Consider the following 16846-nt stretch of genomic DNA (forward strand, 5'->3'; position numbering starts at 1 on the left):
TGGGGGATGGGATGAGGCCGGTCTCCAAGCCCGTGGTGACTTCAATGGTTCCGATCCTTCTGCTCGGCGGTATCACGTTCTCAGCCCCATCCTTCACTGCCCAGAGCGGCCTTACCTTTCCCGTCCGGGGAGTCCTCGCTTTTGCAGGGATAGCCGTTGCAACGGTTGTGGTGTTTCTCTACTCCCTTAGGAAGAGCGGTGAGTACACGGGTGTCTTCTACCTCCTCGCGGTTTCCCTGCTTGCGCTCTGGATAATAAACTCGTCCCCCGAGGTTCCCTCCGGCTTTCTCTCGAGCATCAACAACTCGCTGTCAAAGCTCGGGTTCGTGGACCTTCAGGTTTCCCCCGAGACGGCTTTCTACGTCTACGTCTACATCCTGCTCCTGCTGGTTAGCGGGCTCTTCTACACGGCCCCAAAACACTCGAGGGATCTCGGCTTCCTGGTCTTCGGTATGCTGTTCTCGATCCCGTTCTTCCGTGACATCCTGTACCCGCCCCATTCCCAGATCTTCGGGCTGACGGCGTTCGTTTTGTCCCTGGCCATCGCAACTTCCCTGGTCTTCTCGCCCAACGTCCTTACCGCGACCCTTCAGACTCTCCTTCTGGCGGCCGTTACAGTTTTGGCGATAGCCGCCCAGCCCTGGGCCATAGCGGTTCCCTTCGCCTTTGTCCTGACGTTCCCGAGGAAGAAGAGAAACGCGGCGTACATGGCCTTCGTGCTTGCGGGGCTGTTTTTCCTGAGCAAGACCGGCCCGCTGGTGCAGTCCTCATGGGTTCCACTGTCTTTGGATGAAGTTGCCGCCCAGACCCTGGTTCCCCTCGCGCTCCTCGGCTATACCGTCACCTTCAAGGTCCGGGGGATTAAGGCCATCCTCGGCAACACAAAGGGCCCCACCCCCTTCCTGCTCCTCCTTCTAATGGCCTATCTGCTGGGACTCTTTCTGAACCCCGATTTGGTCCCCTACGCGGTGATAGTCCTCACGGTACTCTCGGTTAGAATGGTCTACCACCTGCGGAACATAGAGGGGAGGAGGGTAAAGGCGAGGACTAGAACTTGATGGCCCCCATCAGGGCGCCCTTCAGGTGGGGCCCGATCTCCTTGATTATCCCCGGGGCCTGAGTGCCCTTCTTGAGGACGAGCATGGTCTCCATCAGGCCTAGCTCCTCAACCCTCTTCACGTCCCTTCCATGGCCCGTCTTTATGAGGGCCCTCTCAACGTTCTCGCTCACCGTCCCGGTTATGAAAAGCTTGTCGTGGCCGTCTTCGAGCCAAGAACGGATCCTTTTGAGCTGTTTCTCGCTCAGGGCCACCTCGACCTCCCTGGCCCCGAACTCGACTTTACTGACCTCGACCTCCAGCGGCAGGTAGTCCACCCACCCCAGTTCCCTTATCAGCTGCCTCACGGGCTTTTCTCCGAACGTTCTCTTGAGGTAGTAGAGGGGTATGAGGGCGTCCTTTGGCCTCGGCCTCAGGATCCCGATGTCCACGTAGGCACCGTAGCCCACTTTTCCGAGGTCTATAAGCTTCCCCCTGTAAACCTGCCCCTCCTCGATGGCCCTGAGGCTTTGGGGTATCTCCCCGAACTCGTCCCGGACTAGGTTGGCGCTTATCTCCTCGTCCTCCCCCTCGAGCGAAACCCTGACCCAGTTCTTGGTCACAGCCGACAGCTTCCACTCGACGTCGAGATCGCCGAAGAGGGCCTTGAGCTTTTTGTCAAGCTTCAAAAAACCGCTCCTGTCACCGTAAACCTTCTCAGGAATAACTACCTCTTGCATCCTCACCATCCCCGAAGTTCATTAGGAAACCATTCAGGCAACGGCTTCTGCAGTTTTGGACTTGGAGGTCTTCTTCGTCTTTCTGGACTTTGACTTCTGGCTTCTCTTGGGTTTGGGCTTCTCCCTGAGGCCGAGCTCTATCTCAAGCTCCTCTATTCTCTTCTTGAGGTCTGCCACTATCTCGCTGTTGTCGTGCTGCATCAGTATCTGGCCGCAGATCGGACATTGGAACTCGTACTCCATCGCCTCGTCGAAAGTTAGCCTCGGATGACCGGGCGTGCCGCACCAGTAGTAGATCTCCCCGGACTCCTCCTCGAGCATCTCCCTGAGCTTGTTGAGCTCCTTCATCTTTCTGGCCCTTATTATCTCGGGGAGCCTCCTCAGGTCCAGGTTCCAGTAGTAATAGTACCAGCCCGTCTCCTTGTCGCGGATCCTCTTAAAATCGGCCAGCCCCATGTCGTACAGGGTGTAGAGGACTTTGCGGATGGTGTTTATCCTGATCTCGGTTATCTCCGCGAGCTCCTCGTCGGTTATGTCCTTCTTCTTCTGGAGGGTCTTGACTACCTCGACCGCTTCCTCACCGCCGATTTCCATCGCGAGATCGATGAGCTCCTTGTTCGTCCTCTTTTTTCCTGCCACTTGGACGACCTCCAAGAACCCAATTTTATCCTGCCCCAAGGGAGCACTCAATATGAAGTTATGGGCGAAGCAGTATATATAGATTTTTGTCGAAACGGTTACCCTAGTGTCTCAATTTGTCCATCGTGTAAGCTTTCCGAGTGGCTTTTAAGCCCAATTTCCTTAGGTCTCAGGTGGTTGCCATGGAGTTCGAGGTAGTTCAAGGCGATATAACCCGCTTCCCGGCGGAGGCCATAGTGAACGCGGCCAACAAGTACCTAGAGCACGGCGGCGGTGTCGCCTACGCCATAGCGAAAGCCGCCGCTGGAGACGCGGGGGAGTACATCCGGCTAAGCAAGGAGGCCATGCGCGAGCAGCTCGGGAAAAGCTCAATAGAGCACGGGGAGGTAGTCGTGACGCCTGCATTAAGGCTTGAGAAGTTTGGGATAAGATACGTTATCCACACCGTCGGCCCCTATTGCGGGGGCGTCTGGGACGAAGACAAAAAGGAGAAGCTCAGGAAGGCGATTCTCGGCGCTCTGAGGAAGGCGGAAGAACTCGGCGTTAAGAGTATAGCCTTCCCGGCCATAAGCGCCGGCATCTACGGTTGCCCTCTTGAGGAGGTAGTGAGGACTTTTGAAGAGGTCGTTGGGGAGTTTGGAAGGGAAGCGGGGAGCGTTGAAAAGGTTTATCTTGTGTTGTACTCAAAGGGAGATTACGAGAGGGCGCTAAAAGCGATTGGCAGATGAGTTTTTATCCCTTCCCTTTCTAATCCTAACTGGGTGATGCTCATGCGCATCGAGGACGTCTACATCTGGGACATCAACGCGAAGTGGCTCGGCATAACCCCTTACCAGCTCATGGAGAACGCCGGCTCTGGTGTTGCGCGGACTATTGAGGAGAAGTTTGGGAAGTGCCTTAAGATAGCGGTCTTCTCCGGAACCGGCAACAACGGCGGCGACGGCTTCGTTGCCGCTCGGCACCTCAGCTTCGACAACGAGGTTACCCTCTTTCTCGTCGGTGACGAGAGTAAGATAAGGAGCGAGGAGGCCAGACACAATTGGGAGATTATCAAAAAGCTGGATTTCGTAGAAATCAAGGTTCTGAAGGACTCCTCCTACGTAAGGTCGCTCGACCTCTCCGGCTTCGATGTCATCGTCGATGCTCTCCTTGGAGCTGGAACGAAAGGCGAACCTCGCGAACCGATACGCTCCGCGATAGAGAGGATAAACGAGCACGCGGGAAAGGCCAAGATAGTCAGCATCGACCTGCCGAGCGGCTACCCATCGAAAATCCGCGTTAAAGCTGACTTTGCAGTAACCTTCCAATGGGACAAGGAGGAATACAACGGCTTTGAGCGCGTTGTGGTTAAGATAGGCTATCCGAGGGAGCTTTACCACCTCGTCGGGCCGGGCGATGCCAAGTTCGCGCTTAGGAAGAAAGGCCAGCACAAGGGGCAGAACGGTAGGTTACTCGTAATAGGTGGGAGCGAGGACTACTTTGGGGCACCTTACCTCGCTTCCAAAGCCGCTTCTTATCTGGTGGATCTCGTTTATTTAGCGATGCCCGAGTATTCCGCGGGGAGGATAAGCGACCCAGACCTGATCCTGAGGCCGGTGGAGGGAAGGAACTTCGCCCCGGGGCACGTGAATGCCCTGATTGAACTCTCCAAGAAGGCAGACGCCATCGTCATCGGCCCGGGAATCGGCCTCAAGGAAGAAACCAAAGCCTTTGTTAAGGAGTTCGTGAAACACTGTGAGAAGCCACTCGTCATAGACGCCGACGGGCTGAAGGCGATTGCTGAGGATTTAAGCGTTCTAAATGGTAAGACCTTCGTTCTAACGCCCCACGCCGGCGAATTCAAGGTTTTATTCGGCGTGGAGCCAGAGGGCTCCCTAGCTGAGAAGGCGGAGCTTGTGATGGAGAAAGCCGGGGAAATAGGCGGTGTGATACTCCTCAAAGGCCCCTACGACATCGTAAGCGACGGGAAGACCTGGAAGTACAACAAGACAGGGAACAGGGGAATGACCACCGGTGGAACTGGTGATGTCCTAGCGGGACTCGTCGGTGCTCTGCTCGCTCTTGGAAACAATCCGCTGAGGGCAGCGTCGGTTGGAGCGTTCCTCAACGGCCTCGCTGGAGATATGGTGAAGGAGGAACTAGGGGAGAACTTCACGGCTCTGGAGGTTGCAGGGAGGATTCCAAAGGCCGTGAAGTGGGTGGAAGAATTCTAAGATGGCATTTGGCTCCGCAGTGATGGGTTACTCTGGATCCGTTATTTTTAAATACTTTTATGGCATGGTCCTTGGGGATACAATGATGAGGGAGTACGTTCACAACAGGAAGTTCATCCATAATTTTCTTACGCGGTTGGTTGCGGCTGAGGTGTTGGTGGTGCTCTTCGGAAAGTACGGCCAAGAAATAGGCGTTGAGTACGGCATCCTGTGGCTGCTTGCGATGACGCCCATCATCTTGTACCTCTACCGCAGAGAGTGGCAAACGCTGTCGAGGGTGTACCCTCAAAGGGAGGCCGATAGAATAGCCGGCAACCTCCTGATGGCGCGCTATATGATAGGGTTCATCCCTATAACTGCCGCACTACTGGGAAGGTGGTTTGATGGAAACCTCGTAGTCCTCGGATTGGCGGGTTTCCTCTTTGCACTTCTGGCCGCAAAGCTCCTCACCGACGCGGGCTATCCATTCAGCAGGGAGGAAAAGGAGAGGATACTTAAGGCGCAGTTCACTGACAGTGGTTTTGATGAAGCTGTACGGGGCTGAGGTTTCTCCTATCTTATTTCTCCGCTGGTGGATTGCCGAACTCGTGCTGGTCCTCCTCGGCGGGTACTTTGGAAGCGGTGGGTTCTATCTTGAGTCCTTCCTCATTACTGGGGGCGTTTTCTGGGTGGGCTTTTCGGTAGTCATGTGACTGGCCTGCATTTCTTACAAGGATTCGGGACACTGCTCCCTGGAAAGCAGGGTGTGGTTCGTCTTCTCTGCCGTGGTTCCTGCCTCTAGTGTATTCGTGTGGATTTTCGGGTTCTATCCGTACTCCCCTGCGATAATCTCGCTCCCCTGGACGCTCCTTCTGTTCGGGGTCGGACTGGGAGAAGAAGTCACCGAACATCAATGAAAAATCCTACGGGGACATTGGTGGCGACGTGATCGGATTTCCAAAATTCCCACCAGCTCTTTTTCAGGGGTATCGACATTTTGTAACTGGATTTGTAGCCTATGAACCTTACTGACCCCGTGGGGCCGTTGTTGCGAACTTCTCCCATTATGGCATAATGGGACTCCCCCTTGGCACTGAAACCTACCACAAGGGTATCGACCCAAGGTGGCAGGGAGTGGCCGGTTAGAACGTTAATGAGGGCACCAACCGGAACACCAATTCCAAAGGAGTAGCCATAGGTTTCATGGTAAATCTCCTCGAAGAAGTTCTCGAGGTACACATCCCTTCCTACGGGCCCTTCGAGTGCTGGGGACTGCTCGAGGGTATCAAAGGGTGGGAGGTACGGAGGACGTTCAAGTGTGGCTCCGGATTCTATATTTAAAACCTTGCCGTACTTACCCGAGATCGAGAACTCGTCGATCTTTGCTATGTACCTTTCGTTCCCGGTTGGTTCGCAGCCGGGGAGACCAGGTTCAGCTCCGATCCCACAAACGTACTCCTGCTGGTAGATGTAGTGTATCTTTCCTTTAATCCACACATAACCCCAGATCTTCTCCTTCGGAACGGTCAGTATGCTGCCCCCTCTGTACCAGTTTGTAAAGGACCTTCCAAGGGCTTTTAGCTTTATCGAGCTTGGATCAAAAGTGGTTTTCTTGGATATAAGCTTTCCGAAGGCCACGGTTACCTCTGGCCCTATATAATCGCTTTGAGAAGTTCCAATCTGGAGGGTTCCGGTAACGTCGGACCATGCCATGTTTCTAATGATTAAAACCGGGATCCTGACGTCTGAGTAGGAGTTCTCAGCAACGGTCACCCACTTGTACTCTCTGGGAATGATCGGTACAAGGAACTCCGGTTCTTCTTTTTGTGAGCCCTTTCCTCCGGGATTTCCCTGACTGGACTCTTTTTCGGGTGTGATCTTAGTAATCACCGCGTCTCTGAAGTCAAGATGAAGGGAAAACTTGGCCGCGAAAAGGCCGCCTTCAGAAGCGTCGAGTTCAAGGCTCGCGGGGGGAAGGGTATAGAGCTTTCCCTCCCTAACGACCCACAGGTCGATGCCAATGAAGGCCGTTTTGGAGTCCATTTTTCGGGCTATTTTTCTAAGCTTTTCCGTTTCAGCTTTTGAGAGTTTTATCGTGTTTCCTGAAAAGAACAATCCTCTTTTAAGAACCCCCCGTTTTAAAACCTCAAAGCTTCCGTTTTCATCGAAAGTCCAAACGGAGTAATAAACCGTCCCATAGTCCGTGATTGCCTTTCCGTTTGCATCTACAACGTCGATTTTAACGCCTCCTATCGGGGAGGCCTTGATGTACACTCCAAGACCCACAAGAAGGAGCAGGAGTGATACGAGTGCCATTGGTTTTTCCACTTCAATAATTTCACCTCCTTCAAAGCCACTAGCAGTTAATATTTTAACTCTAACAACTTTTAAATTTTTCCGTTTGAAATAAAACTTCAATAAATCTACGTTAGTAAATAACCAAGCTAGTCTTGGAACTCTCATGAGGTTACATCTGAAGCAAGGGGTTTACACAAAGTCCTTCTTTCATCAGGGTCTCTCTTCAGCTCTAGTGTACCTGTATGCCCGGTCAAGGGAATACGAAACACTGCTCTCTGGAAGGAAGAGGGTAGTTGTTTTCTCTGCTGTGCACTCCATTACAATAGCCTTTCCCCCCTGAAAACCCCTGCTGTTCCGGGTTGGACTGACTGCGGGAGCCGAGAAGGCGCTTGGCCTGAAGAAGGGGGAAAAATAACGGAAGATAGGCAGGGGTCACCCGATTCCTGCGTAGCTCCAGACGGAGTAGCCGTAATAGCCGTTCGCGGGATCGTGCGGTGGCGCCGTCAGCTTGACCCAGCCGTCGTACTGGACGTACCTGTCAACCCATCCACCCAGGTTCCCTGTGTACTCGTGAATCGTGTAGCCGGCGAACTTGCTTCCGACGTTTACCCATCTTTCAGCCCAGCTGTTCCCGAGGTTGATGTAGGTTATGAGGCCTGGTCTGTCCCCGTAGCCTTCCCTCATGAAGATGAGCTCGTCGTTGTCGTAGTAGAGTATCTTGGTGCTTCCCCCGGCCAGGTGCTCGTGGATCCAGATGAGGTTGTTTAGTCTGTCCTTGTTGAGCCACTCCTCGTAGTCGCGGTAGAATATGACCGGCTGGCCCTCGTAGGTGAGGATGAAGGCGTAGGCAGGATACTTGTTCCAGATTATGTCCGTGTCGTGGTTGGCGACGAAGGTTACTGCCTTGAAGGGATCGCGCGAAACGACGGTTCCGCCGTTGTTCAGGGCGTCCACCAGCGCGGGGATATTGTTGTTGTCAAAGGCCTCGTCCATCTTGTAGTAGAGCGGGAAGTCGAAGACCTTGGCGCCACTGTCGTATGCCCAGTTGAGGAGGAGGTCAACGTTGGTGTCCCAGTACTCGCCGACGGCCCAGCCTCCCCACCAGCTGAGCCAGTCCTTGACGACCCACGCCCCGTAGCCCTTGACGTAGTCGAAGCGCCAGGCGTCAACGCCTATGCTTCTAAGATAGGCCGCGTAGCTCTCCTGACTTGCCCAGAGCCAGTACTGATCCCAGCTCTTCTCGTGGGCTATGTCAGGGAACCCTCCGAAGGTCCCCTCGTCGCAGCACTTGATCTCGTTCGGGTGGAAGTCGAGGTAGTTGGCGGTGTACTTGCCCGAGGCAACCTTTGAGAAGTCCGTCCACGTGTAGTCGTTCACGAAGGGGTTCCACTCCAGGTCGCCGCCGGCGCGATGGTTTATCACTATGTCCGCAATCACCTTGATCCCGTAGGCGTGGGCGGTGTCTATCATGTCCACGAGCTCCCCTTTAGAGCCGAAGCGGGTCTCAACGGTCCCCTTCTGGTAGTACTCGCCGAGGTCAAAGAAGTCGTAGGGGTCGTAGCCCATTGAGTCCGCCCCGGACATGCCTTTGCTGGCGGGCGGGATCCATATAGCCGAGATCCCGGCCTCGTACCACTCAGGAATCTTCTGCCTTATGGTGTCCCACCATATCCCTCCTTTCGGGACATCCCAGTAGAATGCCTGCATTATCACCCCGCCGTCTTCGAGGCTGGAGTACTTGGCCGCACTGGCGGGGACTGCGGCTATGCCCACCACTGCCAGGAGGACGAACAAAAGTGCGAGCAGTTTTTTGGCATTCATATGCATTCCCCTCCGTGTGAAGGTACCCGTGCACGGGTCCTTGTTTGTATCACCGATGGTGAAATATTTAAGTTTTGTCGTTGATGTCCATTGAAGAACACAACAGTACACTCAACTCTCCCTTGTCCGTGTAACATCTTGGAATAGGTGTCCTCAAGAAAAAGGGTTTAAAACTCGATGAGGGCCTTGACCTCCCTGGCCTTCCCGCAGAGCTCGCAGCTCTGGAGGAACACGAGCATGTTCAGGAGGTGAAAGAGTTCGACCTCCGTTAGATCGATATCGGCCTCGGAGATTCTCTTTATTATCGGCTGGGATCTGATCTCTATCTCGTCGAGAACCTCCTTTGCGAGCCTCTCTAGCTTTTCTCGATCCTTTATTGTGAACCCGGACTTCTCCATGATCTGGACCAGTTTCCTGGCTTCAACCTGGAGGTAGGACTGCCGGAATTCGTCCACGCTCTCGTCGGGCTCGACCTTTATCAGGAACATCCTGGCGGTTCTGGAGTAAACCTTCTCTCCGCCCACGTCATCGATCTCCTCCACCAGTCTGGCGGCCTCGAGGGCCTTTATGTGCCTGTAGACGGTTGTCCTGTCCTTGGAGAGTATATTGCTCAGCTCCTTTATGGTCATGGGCCTCTGCCTCAGGAGCTTCAAAATGGAAAACCTGGTTGGATCGGATATTGCTTTGACCGCCGCTGGATCCGTGATTATAAGGACCTCCCGCATGCCAACGACCCCTCTCAGTACTCCTCCAGCTTGTCCTGTGGGGTTTCCTCCTCTTCCACGATCCTCCTCCCAGCGGCCACCATGTCTATGCTGTGAACCACACCGCCGAACTCCTCTATTGTTTGAACTATCTCGTCGTAGTCGAGGTTGTCTCCGACTACGGTTATCTTGACGTTCTCGGTCTCCTTGTCTATCTCGACGAGGGTTATGTTAACCCCTTCCACACCTTCGAGCTCGCTGAGCCCGAGGGCCAGCTCCGTGACTATCGGCTGGTGGGGCTTGAGAACGTCCAGGACGAGAAGCCTTATCCCCTTACCCATAACGCATCGCTTCCCCCGCTACCTTTTCAGTACCTCCCCGAGTTTTTTGAGGAGGTTTATAATCTCATCGTCGCGGCCCATCCTAGCCATCGAGAGCCATTCAATCGCGTGGATTATGTCCTCGTTTGAGAACTCCTTCAGCTTCTCCTCGTTGGCCTCTATCTCCTCGGAGATCTCGGTTTTAAACTCGTGCTCCTTCTCCAGGAGCCTGTCCATCACGTTGAGCAGCTCCTCCTCGTCGAACTCATATCCGAGGGCCTTGAAGATCTCCAGCTTCGTCCTGAGCCTAGAACGGGCGAAGTACCTCAGCTCTTCATCGCCGAGGTAGAGGTTGATGTAGAACGCATCCGCCGTCCTGCCGTAGTACTTCTCAACCAGGTTGCCCTTCATCTCCGTCCTCTTGACCTCAACGAGACCGGCCTCCTTGAGCTTCTCGATGTGGTGGTATATCGTCTGGGGCGTCTTCCCGAGGATCTCGCTGAGCTGTGAAATCGTCATCTCCTTGTTGCGGAGCAGGCTGAGGATTTTCCTCCTCGTGTCCTCTAGCATCAGTTTAATTACCTCTGGGTCCGTTATGACTTTCACTTTCGCCATTGCCACCACCAATTTAAACGCTCTAATGATTTTTTGAGCGTTCGGCAATATAACTCTTTTGCCCCGGGCAAACCTTTATATACGTAAACTTCCCTGAAGTCCCGGGGGCTGATGGACAAAATATCCATGTCTGGGAGGTAAGGCTTAAATATGGGCCCCCGAAGAACCCTCGGAGGTGTTGCCATGGAGAGCCCAAACCTGGACTTCCTGTTTTACCCCAAGAGCGTCGCGGTCATCGGTGCCTCAAACGTGCCCGGAAAGGTTGGAAACGCCATAATGCGCTCCATAACGCTCCGCTACGACGGAAAGGTCTACGCCGTCAACGTCAAGGGCGGCGAGATAGAGGTCAACGGGAAGAAGTTTCCGGTTTACAAGAGCATCCATGAGGTGCCGGATGAGATAGACGTAGCCGTTATAGCCGTCCCCGCCAAGTTCGTCCCCGACGTCATAGATGACTGCGGTAAGAAGGGCGTTAAGGCTGCCGTCGTCATAAGCGCCGGCTTCAAGGAGGCCGGAAGGGCCGACCTCGAGGAGGAGCTCGTCAAGAGGGCCAAGAAGTGGGGCATTCGCGTTGTCGGTCCCAACTGCCTCGGCGTCACCAACCTCGAGAACGGCTTCGACTGCAACTTCAACCCGCCGGAGAGGCAGGCCAGGCCGCCCTTCGGAAAGGTCGCCTTCATGAGCCAGAGCGGTGCCTTCGGTGCTGCAATCCTCGACTGGGCCGCCAGCCACAAGATCGGCATGAGCAAGTTCATCAGCCTCGGCAACATGGCTGATTTGGATGAGAGCGACTTCATGGCCTACCTCGGCGACGACCCGAAGACCGGCGTTATCACGGGCTATATTGAGGGAGTCAAGGACGGGAGGAAGTTCTTCAACACCGCCAAGGAGGTCACGCTGAAGAAGCCCGTCGTCATACTCAAGAGCGGAAGGACTGAGGCCGGTGCAAAGGCAGCAGCTTCCCATACCGGTTCCCTCGCCGGTGCCTACAGGATATACCAGGCGGCATTTGAGCAGACCGGCGTTCTAGAAGCCAAAAGCATGCGCCAGCTCTTCAACTACGCCAAGGCTTTGGCGATGCAGAGGCCAGCCAAGGGCAACCGCGTGGCGATAGTCACCAACGGCGGCGGCGCGGGAGTCATGATGAGCGACGGCCTGCTGGAGCGCGGCATGAAGCTCGCGGAGCTCAGCGAGGAGACCAACGAGAAGTTCAGGAGGGACATCGAGGCTGGAAAGCTCCCGCACCACATGAGCTACAAGAACCCGATAGACGTCATCGGCGACGCCCCGTCTAGCAGGTATGAGATAGCGATGCGCTACGCTTTGGAGGATCCGAACGTCGACGTTCTCGTGGTCATAGCGCTCTTCCAGAGCCCCGCTTTGGACGAGGGGATAGTCGGGGCCATGGAGAGGATGAAGGCCTACGGCAAGCCGATAGTCTTCGTCGCCCCGGGTGGAGCCTACCCGCACAAGATGGCCAGGAACATCGAGCTCAAGGGAATCCCTGTCTACGAGACGGTCGAGGACGGTGTCGACGCCGTCTACGCCCTCGTCAAGTACGGCGAGTGGCTGAGGGAGAACGGGAAGCTTTGATCCCTCCTCCTTTAATTCCGAAATTCATTTAAACTCTTTTGCCGTTGATACGAGCATGGGGCTTGGAAGGGAGATCCGCTCCTTTGTCGAGGACTTTAAGGTCTTCTTGGTAATACTCCTGGTTCCCGTTCTGATCATACTGTTCAGGTACATCCTCGTGTTCTCGTACCTGCTAACTGGCAATGCTTTCCTCGGAATTCTGATCATATTCGCGCTGCTCTTTGCCTTGGGTCTCCTGTTCAAGCCCGCTAGCTTGGAGAGGCGGGTGTGAGGCGGCCCGTTCCTATGGGCTCTGATCTTCCAAATCTATTCTCCGAAAACCATTAAAGTCCTTCGCTGCATATAATAAAACATGAAGGCTCATGAACCTTTGGTTTACAACAAGGCGTTTCCTACCTTTTTTTGGCAAACTGAGCTTTAAAAAAGCGTTTTAAGCCAGGACGAGAAGTTCCAATCGAGAGTAAAGGAAAGCGTTAATGGGGAGGTGGTAGCTTGCCTTTCATTGTCGCGTTCGTCTTCGCCTACGTCATGTGGCTCGTCCTGACGGCGGGAACGAACGGCCTACTCTGGAGCACGCAGGAGCTTGTGGCGGGGCTGATATTCGCGGGAATAATCGGGTACGTTACAAGGAACGTCGTGGGGGAGAGATCGACGCGCTTCCTGAACCCGGTGAAGTGGATTGAATGGATCGCCTACGTCCCGGTTCTCTTCTGGGGGATGGTGAAGGCGAACCTCCACGTCGCTTATCTTGTTATAACCGGTAGGATAAGACCGGGAATCGTCAGGGTTCCGGTGGAGCTTGAGAACGAGGCCCAATACACGATTCTCTCTAATTCCATCACCCTAACCCCGGGAACGCTGACCATCGACGCCTGTCCTGACGAAAAAGCCCTCTACGTCCACTGGATTGAAATTCCAGAGGGGATGGAGAGGCCTGAAAGCTCGGAGCCCGTTTCGGGCCCCTTCGAGAGGTGGGCGAGGAGGCTGGGAAGATGATAGAGCCGGTTTTCTTCTATTCGACTCTGATAATCTCGGTTGGAGCGTTCTTGGCTGTACTCAGAGCCCTACTCGGTCCCAGCGTCCCCGACAAGGTGGTCGGAGTGGACACGCTCAACACGCTGGTGGTTGCGGGTATGGTGCTCCTTGGGGCGGCCTACGACAGGACGATCTACATAGACATAGCCATCGTTTACGCCCTGCTGAGCTACATTGGAACCCTCATCATAGCGCGCTATTTGCAGGGGGGATTGGCGTGAACTGGGTAAGCTATCTCATCTATGCCTTCTTGGCGATAAGCCTGACCTTCAACATCCTGGGAAGCATCGCTTTGCACCGCTTCCCCGACGTTTACACTCGCCTTCACGGCGCGACGAAGTGCACGACCTTCGGAACGATATTCGCGGTTCTAGCTGTGGTTACCCACGCCGCCTACAGGCTTCACGTCACCGGTGACCCGAAGTACCTTCAGATGGCCCTCCATAGCTTCGTTGCCCTTGTGGCGCTCCTCCTCACGAACCCGGTCGGTGCCCACGCGATAGCCAAGGCCGCACACCTGAGCGGCTACAGGCCTGCAAAGGCCGTCGTGGACGCCTACGAGGAGAAGCTCGGGGGTGAGGGCAAATGAACGCCTTAACGATTGACATGGCGATTCAGGCGATCATCCTGATCGGCGTCCTAATAACCGCTTACCTCACCATTCGCTTCAAAGATTTACTTGCCGCCGCCATTATGTCGGCCGCGATGAGCCTGCTCCTGAGCCTTGAGTTCTACACCCTCCACGCCCCGGACGTGGCCATAGCGGAGGCGGCCGTTGGGGCTGGGGTTGTTACGGCCGTTGTAGTTTACGGCATAGCGAAGACCGAGAGATGGGAGGGAAGGGCATGAAGAGGACGGTAGCTTACCTCTCACTGCTCTTCATTCTGGGCGTGCTGCTCTACGTGGCGAACCCAAACTACGGCCTCAAGTTCGGGCCGGGGGGAAAGGAGTGGCTCTCGTTGAGATACACTGACAACTACTACATCCAGCACGGCATCCAGGAGGTCGGCGGTACGAACATAGTCACGGACATAGTGTTCGACTACCGTGGATACGATACGATTGGAGAAGCTACGGTTCTTTTCACGGCCATAGCGGGGGCCATAGCGCTTCTCAGGCCCTGGAGGGGGGATGGGTCATGACCTGCAGGCCGAGTCGCGGTAGTGACATGGGGCTCATAGTCAAGACCTCGGCGAGGGCCATAATCCCGCTCATAGGCATCTTTGGAGCCTACATAGTGATGCACGGTCATTTAACGCCGGGGGGCGGCTTCCAGGGCGGAGCGACGATAGCGGGAGCCGGAATACTCTTCCTCGTCTCCTTCGGCCTCGACGAGATGAAGAGGCACTACAACAAGAGCCTCTACTCGGCCCTTGAGGGAATAGGTGGACTGGCCTTCCTCGGCGCGGCTATGCTCGGAATGGGCGTGGCCTTCTTCTACAACACGCTCTGGCACAACGGGCCCTTCTTCAGCGGGGAACCGGGAACGCTACTCTCGGCCGGCTTCCTCCCGATAATGAACCTGGCCGTAGGATTAAAGGTCTTCACGGGTCTCGTCAGCGCCCTCACCGCGATAGCGCTCTACAGGAGGTGGAGGTCATGATACAGTTTCAGTTCATAGTTGCCTTCCTGCTCATAGTCCTCGGCATCTACGCCTTCCTTGCAAAAAACAACCTGCTCAAGCTGATTTTAGCGCTCAACATCATAGACTCGGGAATACACATGCTCCTCATAAGCCTCGGCTACAGGATAGAGCTGAATGAAATCCCGACGGCGCCGATTTACACCGGCTACGAGACGCTGAAGAGCCCGATGGTCGGGCCTCTGCCCCAGGCGCTGGTCCTCACGAGCATAGTCATCGGCGTTTGTGTGCTCTCCCTTGCGGTTGCTTTGACGATAAACGCCTACCGCCACTACGGAACCCTTGACGTGAGGGCTTTAAGGAGGTTGAGGGGATGAACGGCGGGATTCTACCGTACCTCATAATCATCCCCCTCTTCGGGGCGTTTTCGATGCCGATAGTGAGCTTAGCTGGAAGGAAGGCGAGGGGAGCCTGGGCCGTCTTGATTTCCGGCGCAACGCTCGCCGTCGGCTCGGCGGTGTTCTACGGCGTCTGGGAGGACAAGGAAATACTCCTCTACACCCTCGGGGCGAAGAGCCCGCTCGGTCGGGGCGTTAACTTCCCGGTGAGGATAGTCTGGGAGGTCGACCTCTTCGGGGCGATAATGGTCCTCATGGTAACGCTGGTCAGTTTTCTGGCCGTTCTCTATTCCCTCGGCTACATGAAGCACGACACCGGCCTCGACAAGTACTACACGCTCGTCCTAATCCTCGAGCTCGGAATGCTGGGCATAGCGATAACCGGCGACCTCTTCAACTTCTACGTCTTCCTGGAGATAATGAGCATAGCCAGCTACGCCCTCGTTGCCTTCAGGAACGACACCTGGGAGGGCATCGAGGCTGGCATAAAGTACATGTTCGTCGGCTCGATAGCGAGTTCCCTGATTTTGCTCGGCATAGCCCTGCTCTACGGACAGTACGGAACGCTGACGATGGGGTATCTAGCTTTAAAGCTCTCCCAAAACCCGACGGTCGTTGGAAAGGTTGCGCTGGCGCTCTTCATAGCCGGCCTGCTCTTCAAGAGCGGTGCTTCCCCGGTTCACATGTGGCTTGCCGATGCTCATCCCGCCGCTCCAAGCTCGATAAGTGCGATGCTCTCCGGCCTGGTCATCAAGGTAGGAGGGATCTACGCTTTAACGAGGATCCTGTTCAGCATCTACGGGATAAGCATAAGCGTGAAGACCGTCGGCTGGGTCATCATAATATTCGCGTGCATAACCCTAATCGTAGGCAACGCGATGGCCGTAATCCAGACCGACATGAAGAGGCTCTTAGCCTACTCATCGGTCGGGCAGATAGGCTACATCCTCCTCGGCCTCGGTATTGGCTTGGCAGCTTATGGAAGCCAGACAGGGGAGATAGCTTTAGCTGGAGCGATCTACCACACCTTCAACCACGCCCTCATGAAAGCTTTGCTCTTCCTCATTGCCGGCGTTGTAATCCACCAGCTCGGGACGAGGGATTTGAACGAGCTGAGCGGCCTGGCAAAGACCATGCCAAAGACCACCTTCGCATTCCTCATCGGAGCTGCTGCAATAATAGGAATGCCACCGCTCAACGGCTTCGCGAGCAAGTGGCTCATCTACGAGAGCTCTGCCATCTTCAACCCCGTCTTAGGCGCGATAGCGATAATAGGAACTGCCTTCTGTACCGCTGCCTACGTCAGGGTCCTCTACACCTTCTTCGGAAGGCCCGGTGAGAGGGTCATGAAGGCCAAAGACCCCGAAGGGACGATGCTCTGGCCGATAATACTCCTCGCCGTCGCGATAGTCGTCATGGGCATCTTCCCGTGGCAGATAAGCGACAGGGTGATGATCCCGGCAGTGAGGGCCCTCGAAAACCAGATGGCATATGTGAGCACTCTCCTGGGGGGTGCGTGAAATGTTCGGCTACTGGGATGCGCTCTACTTCGTCTTCGTTTTCATCATCGGGCTGATCCTGGCTTACCTCCTCGACAAGTGGGCTAAGAGGAGCGGGATGGGGACGAGGGAAGTTGGCTACGGAACGAAGGTTTTCATAAGCGGTGAGGATCCTGACAAGGTTATCCCGGGCTTCGAGCACTTAGAAGGCCACTACACTGGAAGGAACGTCATGTGGGGCCTGACCTACGCGCTCAAGCGCTTCTTCACGGTACTCAGGGCGGATCATACCGGCCTCCTCACCGACTACGCGAGCTACCTCGTGATAACGACGGCGTTTGTTATGGGAGTGTTGCTGATATGGGGGTGATAGA

At 55.1% G+C, this 16846-nt stretch carries 23 protein-coding genes; 16 read left to right on the forward strand and 7 right to left on the reverse strand.

What is annotated here, in order from left to right; genetic code table 11:
• The first annotated feature begins 11 nt into the window (after window positions 1–11).
• Complete coding sequence (locus ACZ5AM_RS02015) at window positions 12–1058, forward strand: hypothetical protein (RefSeq protein ID WP_464915284.1); 1047 nt, start codon at window positions 12–14, stop codon at window positions 1056–1058.
• Here the strand turns inward: ACZ5AM_RS02015 and ACZ5AM_RS02020 are convergent.
• Both ACZ5AM_RS02020 and tfe read right to left on the reverse strand, forming a co-directional pair.
• The gene (locus ACZ5AM_RS02020; protein WP_464915888.1) at window positions 1048–1776 is read right to left on the reverse strand and encodes a DUF2110 family protein; all 729 of its coding nucleotides are present in this window, start codon (window positions 1774–1776) and stop codon (window positions 1048–1050) included. The genes ACZ5AM_RS02015 and ACZ5AM_RS02020 overlap by 11 nt on opposite strands.
• A 33-nt stretch (window positions 1777–1809) precedes the next feature.
• Window positions 1810–2415 (reverse strand): transcription factor E, encoded by a 606-nt coding sequence (tfe, locus tag ACZ5AM_RS02025; protein ID WP_464915285.1) that lies wholly within the window; start codon window positions 2413–2415, stop codon window positions 1810–1812.
• 182 nt (window positions 2416–2597) lie between these two features.
• Between tfe and ACZ5AM_RS02030 the strand changes: the two genes are divergently transcribed.
• From ACZ5AM_RS02030 to ACZ5AM_RS02045, 4 genes are all read left to right on the forward strand, one after another.
• Window positions 2598–3143, forward strand: coding sequence for a [protein ADP-ribosylglutamate] hydrolase (locus ACZ5AM_RS02030; RefSeq protein WP_464915889.1), 546 nt, complete (start codon window positions 2598–2600; stop codon window positions 3141–3143).
• A gap of 42 nt (window positions 3144–3185) precedes the next feature.
• Window positions 3186–4628 (forward strand): NAD(P)H-hydrate dehydratase, encoded by a 1443-nt coding sequence (locus ACZ5AM_RS02035; RefSeq protein WP_464915890.1) that lies wholly within the window; start codon window positions 3186–3188, stop codon window positions 4626–4628.
• An 85-nt stretch (window positions 4629–4713) separates the two neighbouring features.
• On the forward strand, window positions 4714–5172 hold the full coding sequence (locus ACZ5AM_RS02040; protein WP_464915286.1) for a translation initiation factor 2: 459 nt from the start codon (window positions 4714–4716) through the stop codon (window positions 5170–5172).
• Window positions 5153–5320 carry a hypothetical protein gene (locus tag ACZ5AM_RS02045; RefSeq protein WP_464915287.1) on the forward strand — a complete coding sequence of 56 codons (168 nt, stop codon included), beginning with the start codon at window positions 5153–5155 and terminating at the stop codon, window positions 5318–5320. The genes ACZ5AM_RS02040 and ACZ5AM_RS02045 overlap by 20 nt, the downstream gene beginning before the upstream one ends.
• A 187-nt stretch (window positions 5321–5507) precedes the next feature.
• Here the strand turns inward: ACZ5AM_RS02045 and ACZ5AM_RS02050 are convergent, their stop codons facing one another.
• The 5 genes from ACZ5AM_RS02050 to ACZ5AM_RS02070 all read right to left on the reverse strand — a co-directional run bounded on the left by ACZ5AM_RS02050 (window position 5508) and on the right by ACZ5AM_RS02070 (window position 10365).
• Window positions 5508–7070, reverse strand: coding sequence for a hypothetical protein (locus ACZ5AM_RS02050; protein WP_464915288.1), 1563 nt, complete (start codon window positions 7068–7070; stop codon window positions 5508–5510).
• A 267-nt stretch (window positions 7071–7337) separates the two neighbouring features.
• On the reverse strand, window positions 7338–8726 hold the full coding sequence (locus tag ACZ5AM_RS02055; protein WP_464915289.1) for an alpha-amylase: 1389 nt from the start codon (window positions 8724–8726) through the stop codon (window positions 7338–7340).
• 167 nt (window positions 8727–8893) lie between these two features.
• Window positions 8894–9451, reverse strand: coding sequence for an ArsR/SmtB family transcription factor (locus ACZ5AM_RS02060; protein WP_464915290.1), 558 nt, complete (start codon window positions 9449–9451; stop codon window positions 8894–8896).
• A gap of 14 nt (window positions 9452–9465) precedes the next feature.
• Window positions 9466–9771, reverse strand: a complete 306-nt coding sequence (locus ACZ5AM_RS02065; RefSeq protein ID WP_464915291.1) for a DUF211 domain-containing protein — start codon at window positions 9769–9771, stop codon at window positions 9466–9468.
• An 18-nt stretch (window positions 9772–9789) separates the two neighbouring features.
• Window positions 9790–10365: a winged helix-turn-helix domain-containing protein gene (locus ACZ5AM_RS02070; RefSeq protein WP_464915891.1), complete on the reverse strand. Its 576-nt coding sequence runs from the start codon at window positions 10363–10365 to the stop codon at window positions 9790–9792.
• 183 nt (window positions 10366–10548) lie between these two features.
• Here ACZ5AM_RS02070 and ACZ5AM_RS02075 point away from each other — a divergent pair, with 183 nt between their 5' ends.
• From ACZ5AM_RS02075 to ACZ5AM_RS02125, 11 genes are all read left to right on the forward strand, one after another.
• Complete coding sequence (locus ACZ5AM_RS02075; RefSeq protein ID WP_464915292.1) at window positions 10549–11958, forward strand: acetate--CoA ligase family protein; 1410 nt, start codon at window positions 10549–10551, stop codon at window positions 11956–11958.
• Window positions 11959–12013: 55 nt separating this feature from the next.
• The gene (locus tag ACZ5AM_RS02080) at window positions 12014–12229 is read left to right on the forward strand and encodes a hypothetical protein (RefSeq protein WP_464915293.1); all 216 of its coding nucleotides are present in this window, start codon (window positions 12014–12016) and stop codon (window positions 12227–12229) included.
• Between the two features lie 221 nt (window positions 12230–12450).
• Window positions 12451–12954 carry a monovalent cation/H+ antiporter subunit E gene (locus ACZ5AM_RS02085; protein ID WP_464915294.1) on the forward strand — a complete coding sequence of 168 codons (504 nt, stop codon included), beginning with the start codon at window positions 12451–12453 and terminating at the stop codon, window positions 12952–12954.
• On the forward strand, window positions 12951–13214 hold the full coding sequence (locus ACZ5AM_RS02090; RefSeq protein ID WP_464915295.1) for a cation:proton antiporter: 264 nt from the start codon (window positions 12951–12953) through the stop codon (window positions 13212–13214). The genes ACZ5AM_RS02085 and ACZ5AM_RS02090 overlap by 4 nt, the downstream gene beginning before the upstream one ends.
• Window positions 13211–13582: a monovalent cation/H(+) antiporter subunit G gene (gene mnhG, locus ACZ5AM_RS02095; protein ID WP_464915296.1), complete on the forward strand. Its 372-nt coding sequence runs from the start codon at window positions 13211–13213 to the stop codon at window positions 13580–13582. Before ACZ5AM_RS02090 ends, mnhG begins: the two co-directional genes overlap by 4 nt.
• Window positions 13579–13842 carry a hydrogenase subunit MbhD domain-containing protein gene (locus ACZ5AM_RS02100; protein ID WP_464915297.1) on the forward strand — a complete coding sequence of 88 codons (264 nt, stop codon included), beginning with the start codon at window positions 13579–13581 and terminating at the stop codon, window positions 13840–13842. Before mnhG ends, ACZ5AM_RS02100 begins: the two co-directional genes overlap by 4 nt.
• Entirely contained in the window at window positions 13839–14135 is a 297-nt protein-coding gene (mbhE, locus tag ACZ5AM_RS02105; RefSeq protein WP_464915298.1) for a hydrogen gas-evolving membrane-bound hydrogenase subunit E, read from the forward strand. The genes ACZ5AM_RS02100 and mbhE overlap by 4 nt, the downstream gene beginning before the upstream one ends.
• A gap of 26 nt (window positions 14136–14161) precedes the next feature.
• The gene (locus tag ACZ5AM_RS02110) at window positions 14162–14596 is read left to right on the forward strand and encodes a Na(+)/H(+) antiporter subunit B (RefSeq protein ID WP_464915299.1); all 435 of its coding nucleotides are present in this window, start codon (window positions 14162–14164) and stop codon (window positions 14594–14596) included.
• On the forward strand, window positions 14593–14952 hold the full coding sequence (locus tag ACZ5AM_RS02115; RefSeq protein ID WP_464915300.1) for an NADH-quinone oxidoreductase subunit K: 360 nt from the start codon (window positions 14593–14595) through the stop codon (window positions 14950–14952). Before ACZ5AM_RS02110 ends, ACZ5AM_RS02115 begins: the two co-directional genes overlap by 4 nt.
• Entirely contained in the window at window positions 14949–16493 is a 1545-nt protein-coding gene (locus ACZ5AM_RS02120) for a proton-conducting transporter transmembrane domain-containing protein (RefSeq protein ID WP_464915301.1), read from the forward strand. Before ACZ5AM_RS02115 ends, ACZ5AM_RS02120 begins: the two co-directional genes overlap by 4 nt.
• Window position 16494: 1 nt before the next feature.
• Window positions 16495–16842, forward strand: coding sequence for a hydrogenase (locus ACZ5AM_RS02125; protein ID WP_464915302.1), 348 nt, complete (start codon window positions 16495–16497; stop codon window positions 16840–16842).
• Window positions 16843–16846 lie beyond the last annotated feature (4 nt).

The organism is Thermococcus fumicolans, from assembly GCF_055386755.1.

Excerpts from the sequence above, each read along its gene's own strand:
- ACZ5AM_RS02015 (WP_464915284.1), top strand. The coding sequence starts at position 12 with ATGAGGCCGGTCTCCAAGCCCGTGGTGACTTCAATGGTTCCGATCCTT.
- ACZ5AM_RS02020 (WP_464915888.1), bottom strand. The coding sequence starts at position 1,776 with ATGCAAGAGGTAGTTATTCCTGAGAAGGTTTACGGTGACAGGAGCGGT.
- ACZ5AM_RS02030 (WP_464915889.1), top strand. The coding sequence starts at position 2,598 with ATGGAGTTCGAGGTAGTTCAAGGCGATATAACCCGCTTCCCGGCGGAG.
- ACZ5AM_RS02035 (WP_464915890.1), top strand. The coding sequence starts at position 3,186 with ATGCGCATCGAGGACGTCTACATCTGGGACATCAACGCGAAGTGGCTC.
- ACZ5AM_RS02040 (WP_464915286.1), top strand. The coding sequence starts at position 4,714 with ATGAGGGAGTACGTTCACAACAGGAAGTTCATCCATAATTTTCTTACG.
- ACZ5AM_RS02045 (WP_464915287.1), top strand. The coding sequence starts at position 5,153 with ATGAAGCTGTACGGGGCTGAGGTTTCTCCTATCTTATTTCTCCGCTGG.
- ACZ5AM_RS02050 (WP_464915288.1), bottom strand. The coding sequence starts at position 7,070 with ATGAGAGTTCCAAGACTAGCTTGGTTATTTACTAACGTAGATTTATTG.
- ACZ5AM_RS02055 (WP_464915289.1), bottom strand. The coding sequence starts at position 8,726 with ATGAATGCCAAAAAACTGCTCGCACTTTTGTTCGTCCTCCTGGCAGTG.
- ACZ5AM_RS02060 (WP_464915290.1), bottom strand. The coding sequence starts at position 9,451 with ATGCGGGAGGTCCTTATAATCACGGATCCAGCGGCGGTCAAAGCAATA.
- ACZ5AM_RS02065 (WP_464915291.1), bottom strand. The coding sequence starts at position 9,771 with ATGGGTAAGGGGATAAGGCTTCTCGTCCTGGACGTTCTCAAGCCCCAC.
- ACZ5AM_RS02070 (WP_464915891.1), bottom strand. The coding sequence starts at position 10,365 with ATGGCGAAAGTGAAAGTCATAACGGACCCAGAGGTAATTAAACTGATG.
- ACZ5AM_RS02075 (WP_464915292.1), top strand. The coding sequence starts at position 10,549 with ATGGAGAGCCCAAACCTGGACTTCCTGTTTTACCCCAAGAGCGTCGCG.
- ACZ5AM_RS02080 (WP_464915293.1), top strand. The coding sequence starts at position 12,014 with ATGGGGCTTGGAAGGGAGATCCGCTCCTTTGTCGAGGACTTTAAGGTC.
- ACZ5AM_RS02090 (WP_464915295.1), top strand. The coding sequence starts at position 12,951 with ATGATAGAGCCGGTTTTCTTCTATTCGACTCTGATAATCTCGGTTGGA.
- ACZ5AM_RS02100 (WP_464915297.1), top strand. The coding sequence starts at position 13,579 with ATGAACGCCTTAACGATTGACATGGCGATTCAGGCGATCATCCTGATC.
- mbhE (WP_464915298.1), top strand. The coding sequence starts at position 13,839 with ATGAAGAGGACGGTAGCTTACCTCTCACTGCTCTTCATTCTGGGCGTG.
- ACZ5AM_RS02110 (WP_464915299.1), top strand. The coding sequence starts at position 14,162 with ATGGGGCTCATAGTCAAGACCTCGGCGAGGGCCATAATCCCGCTCATA.
- ACZ5AM_RS02115 (WP_464915300.1), top strand. The coding sequence starts at position 14,593 with ATGATACAGTTTCAGTTCATAGTTGCCTTCCTGCTCATAGTCCTCGGC.
- ACZ5AM_RS02120 (WP_464915301.1), top strand. The coding sequence starts at position 14,949 with ATGAACGGCGGGATTCTACCGTACCTCATAATCATCCCCCTCTTCGGG.
- ACZ5AM_RS02125 (WP_464915302.1), top strand. The coding sequence starts at position 16,495 with ATGTTCGGCTACTGGGATGCGCTCTACTTCGTCTTCGTTTTCATCATC.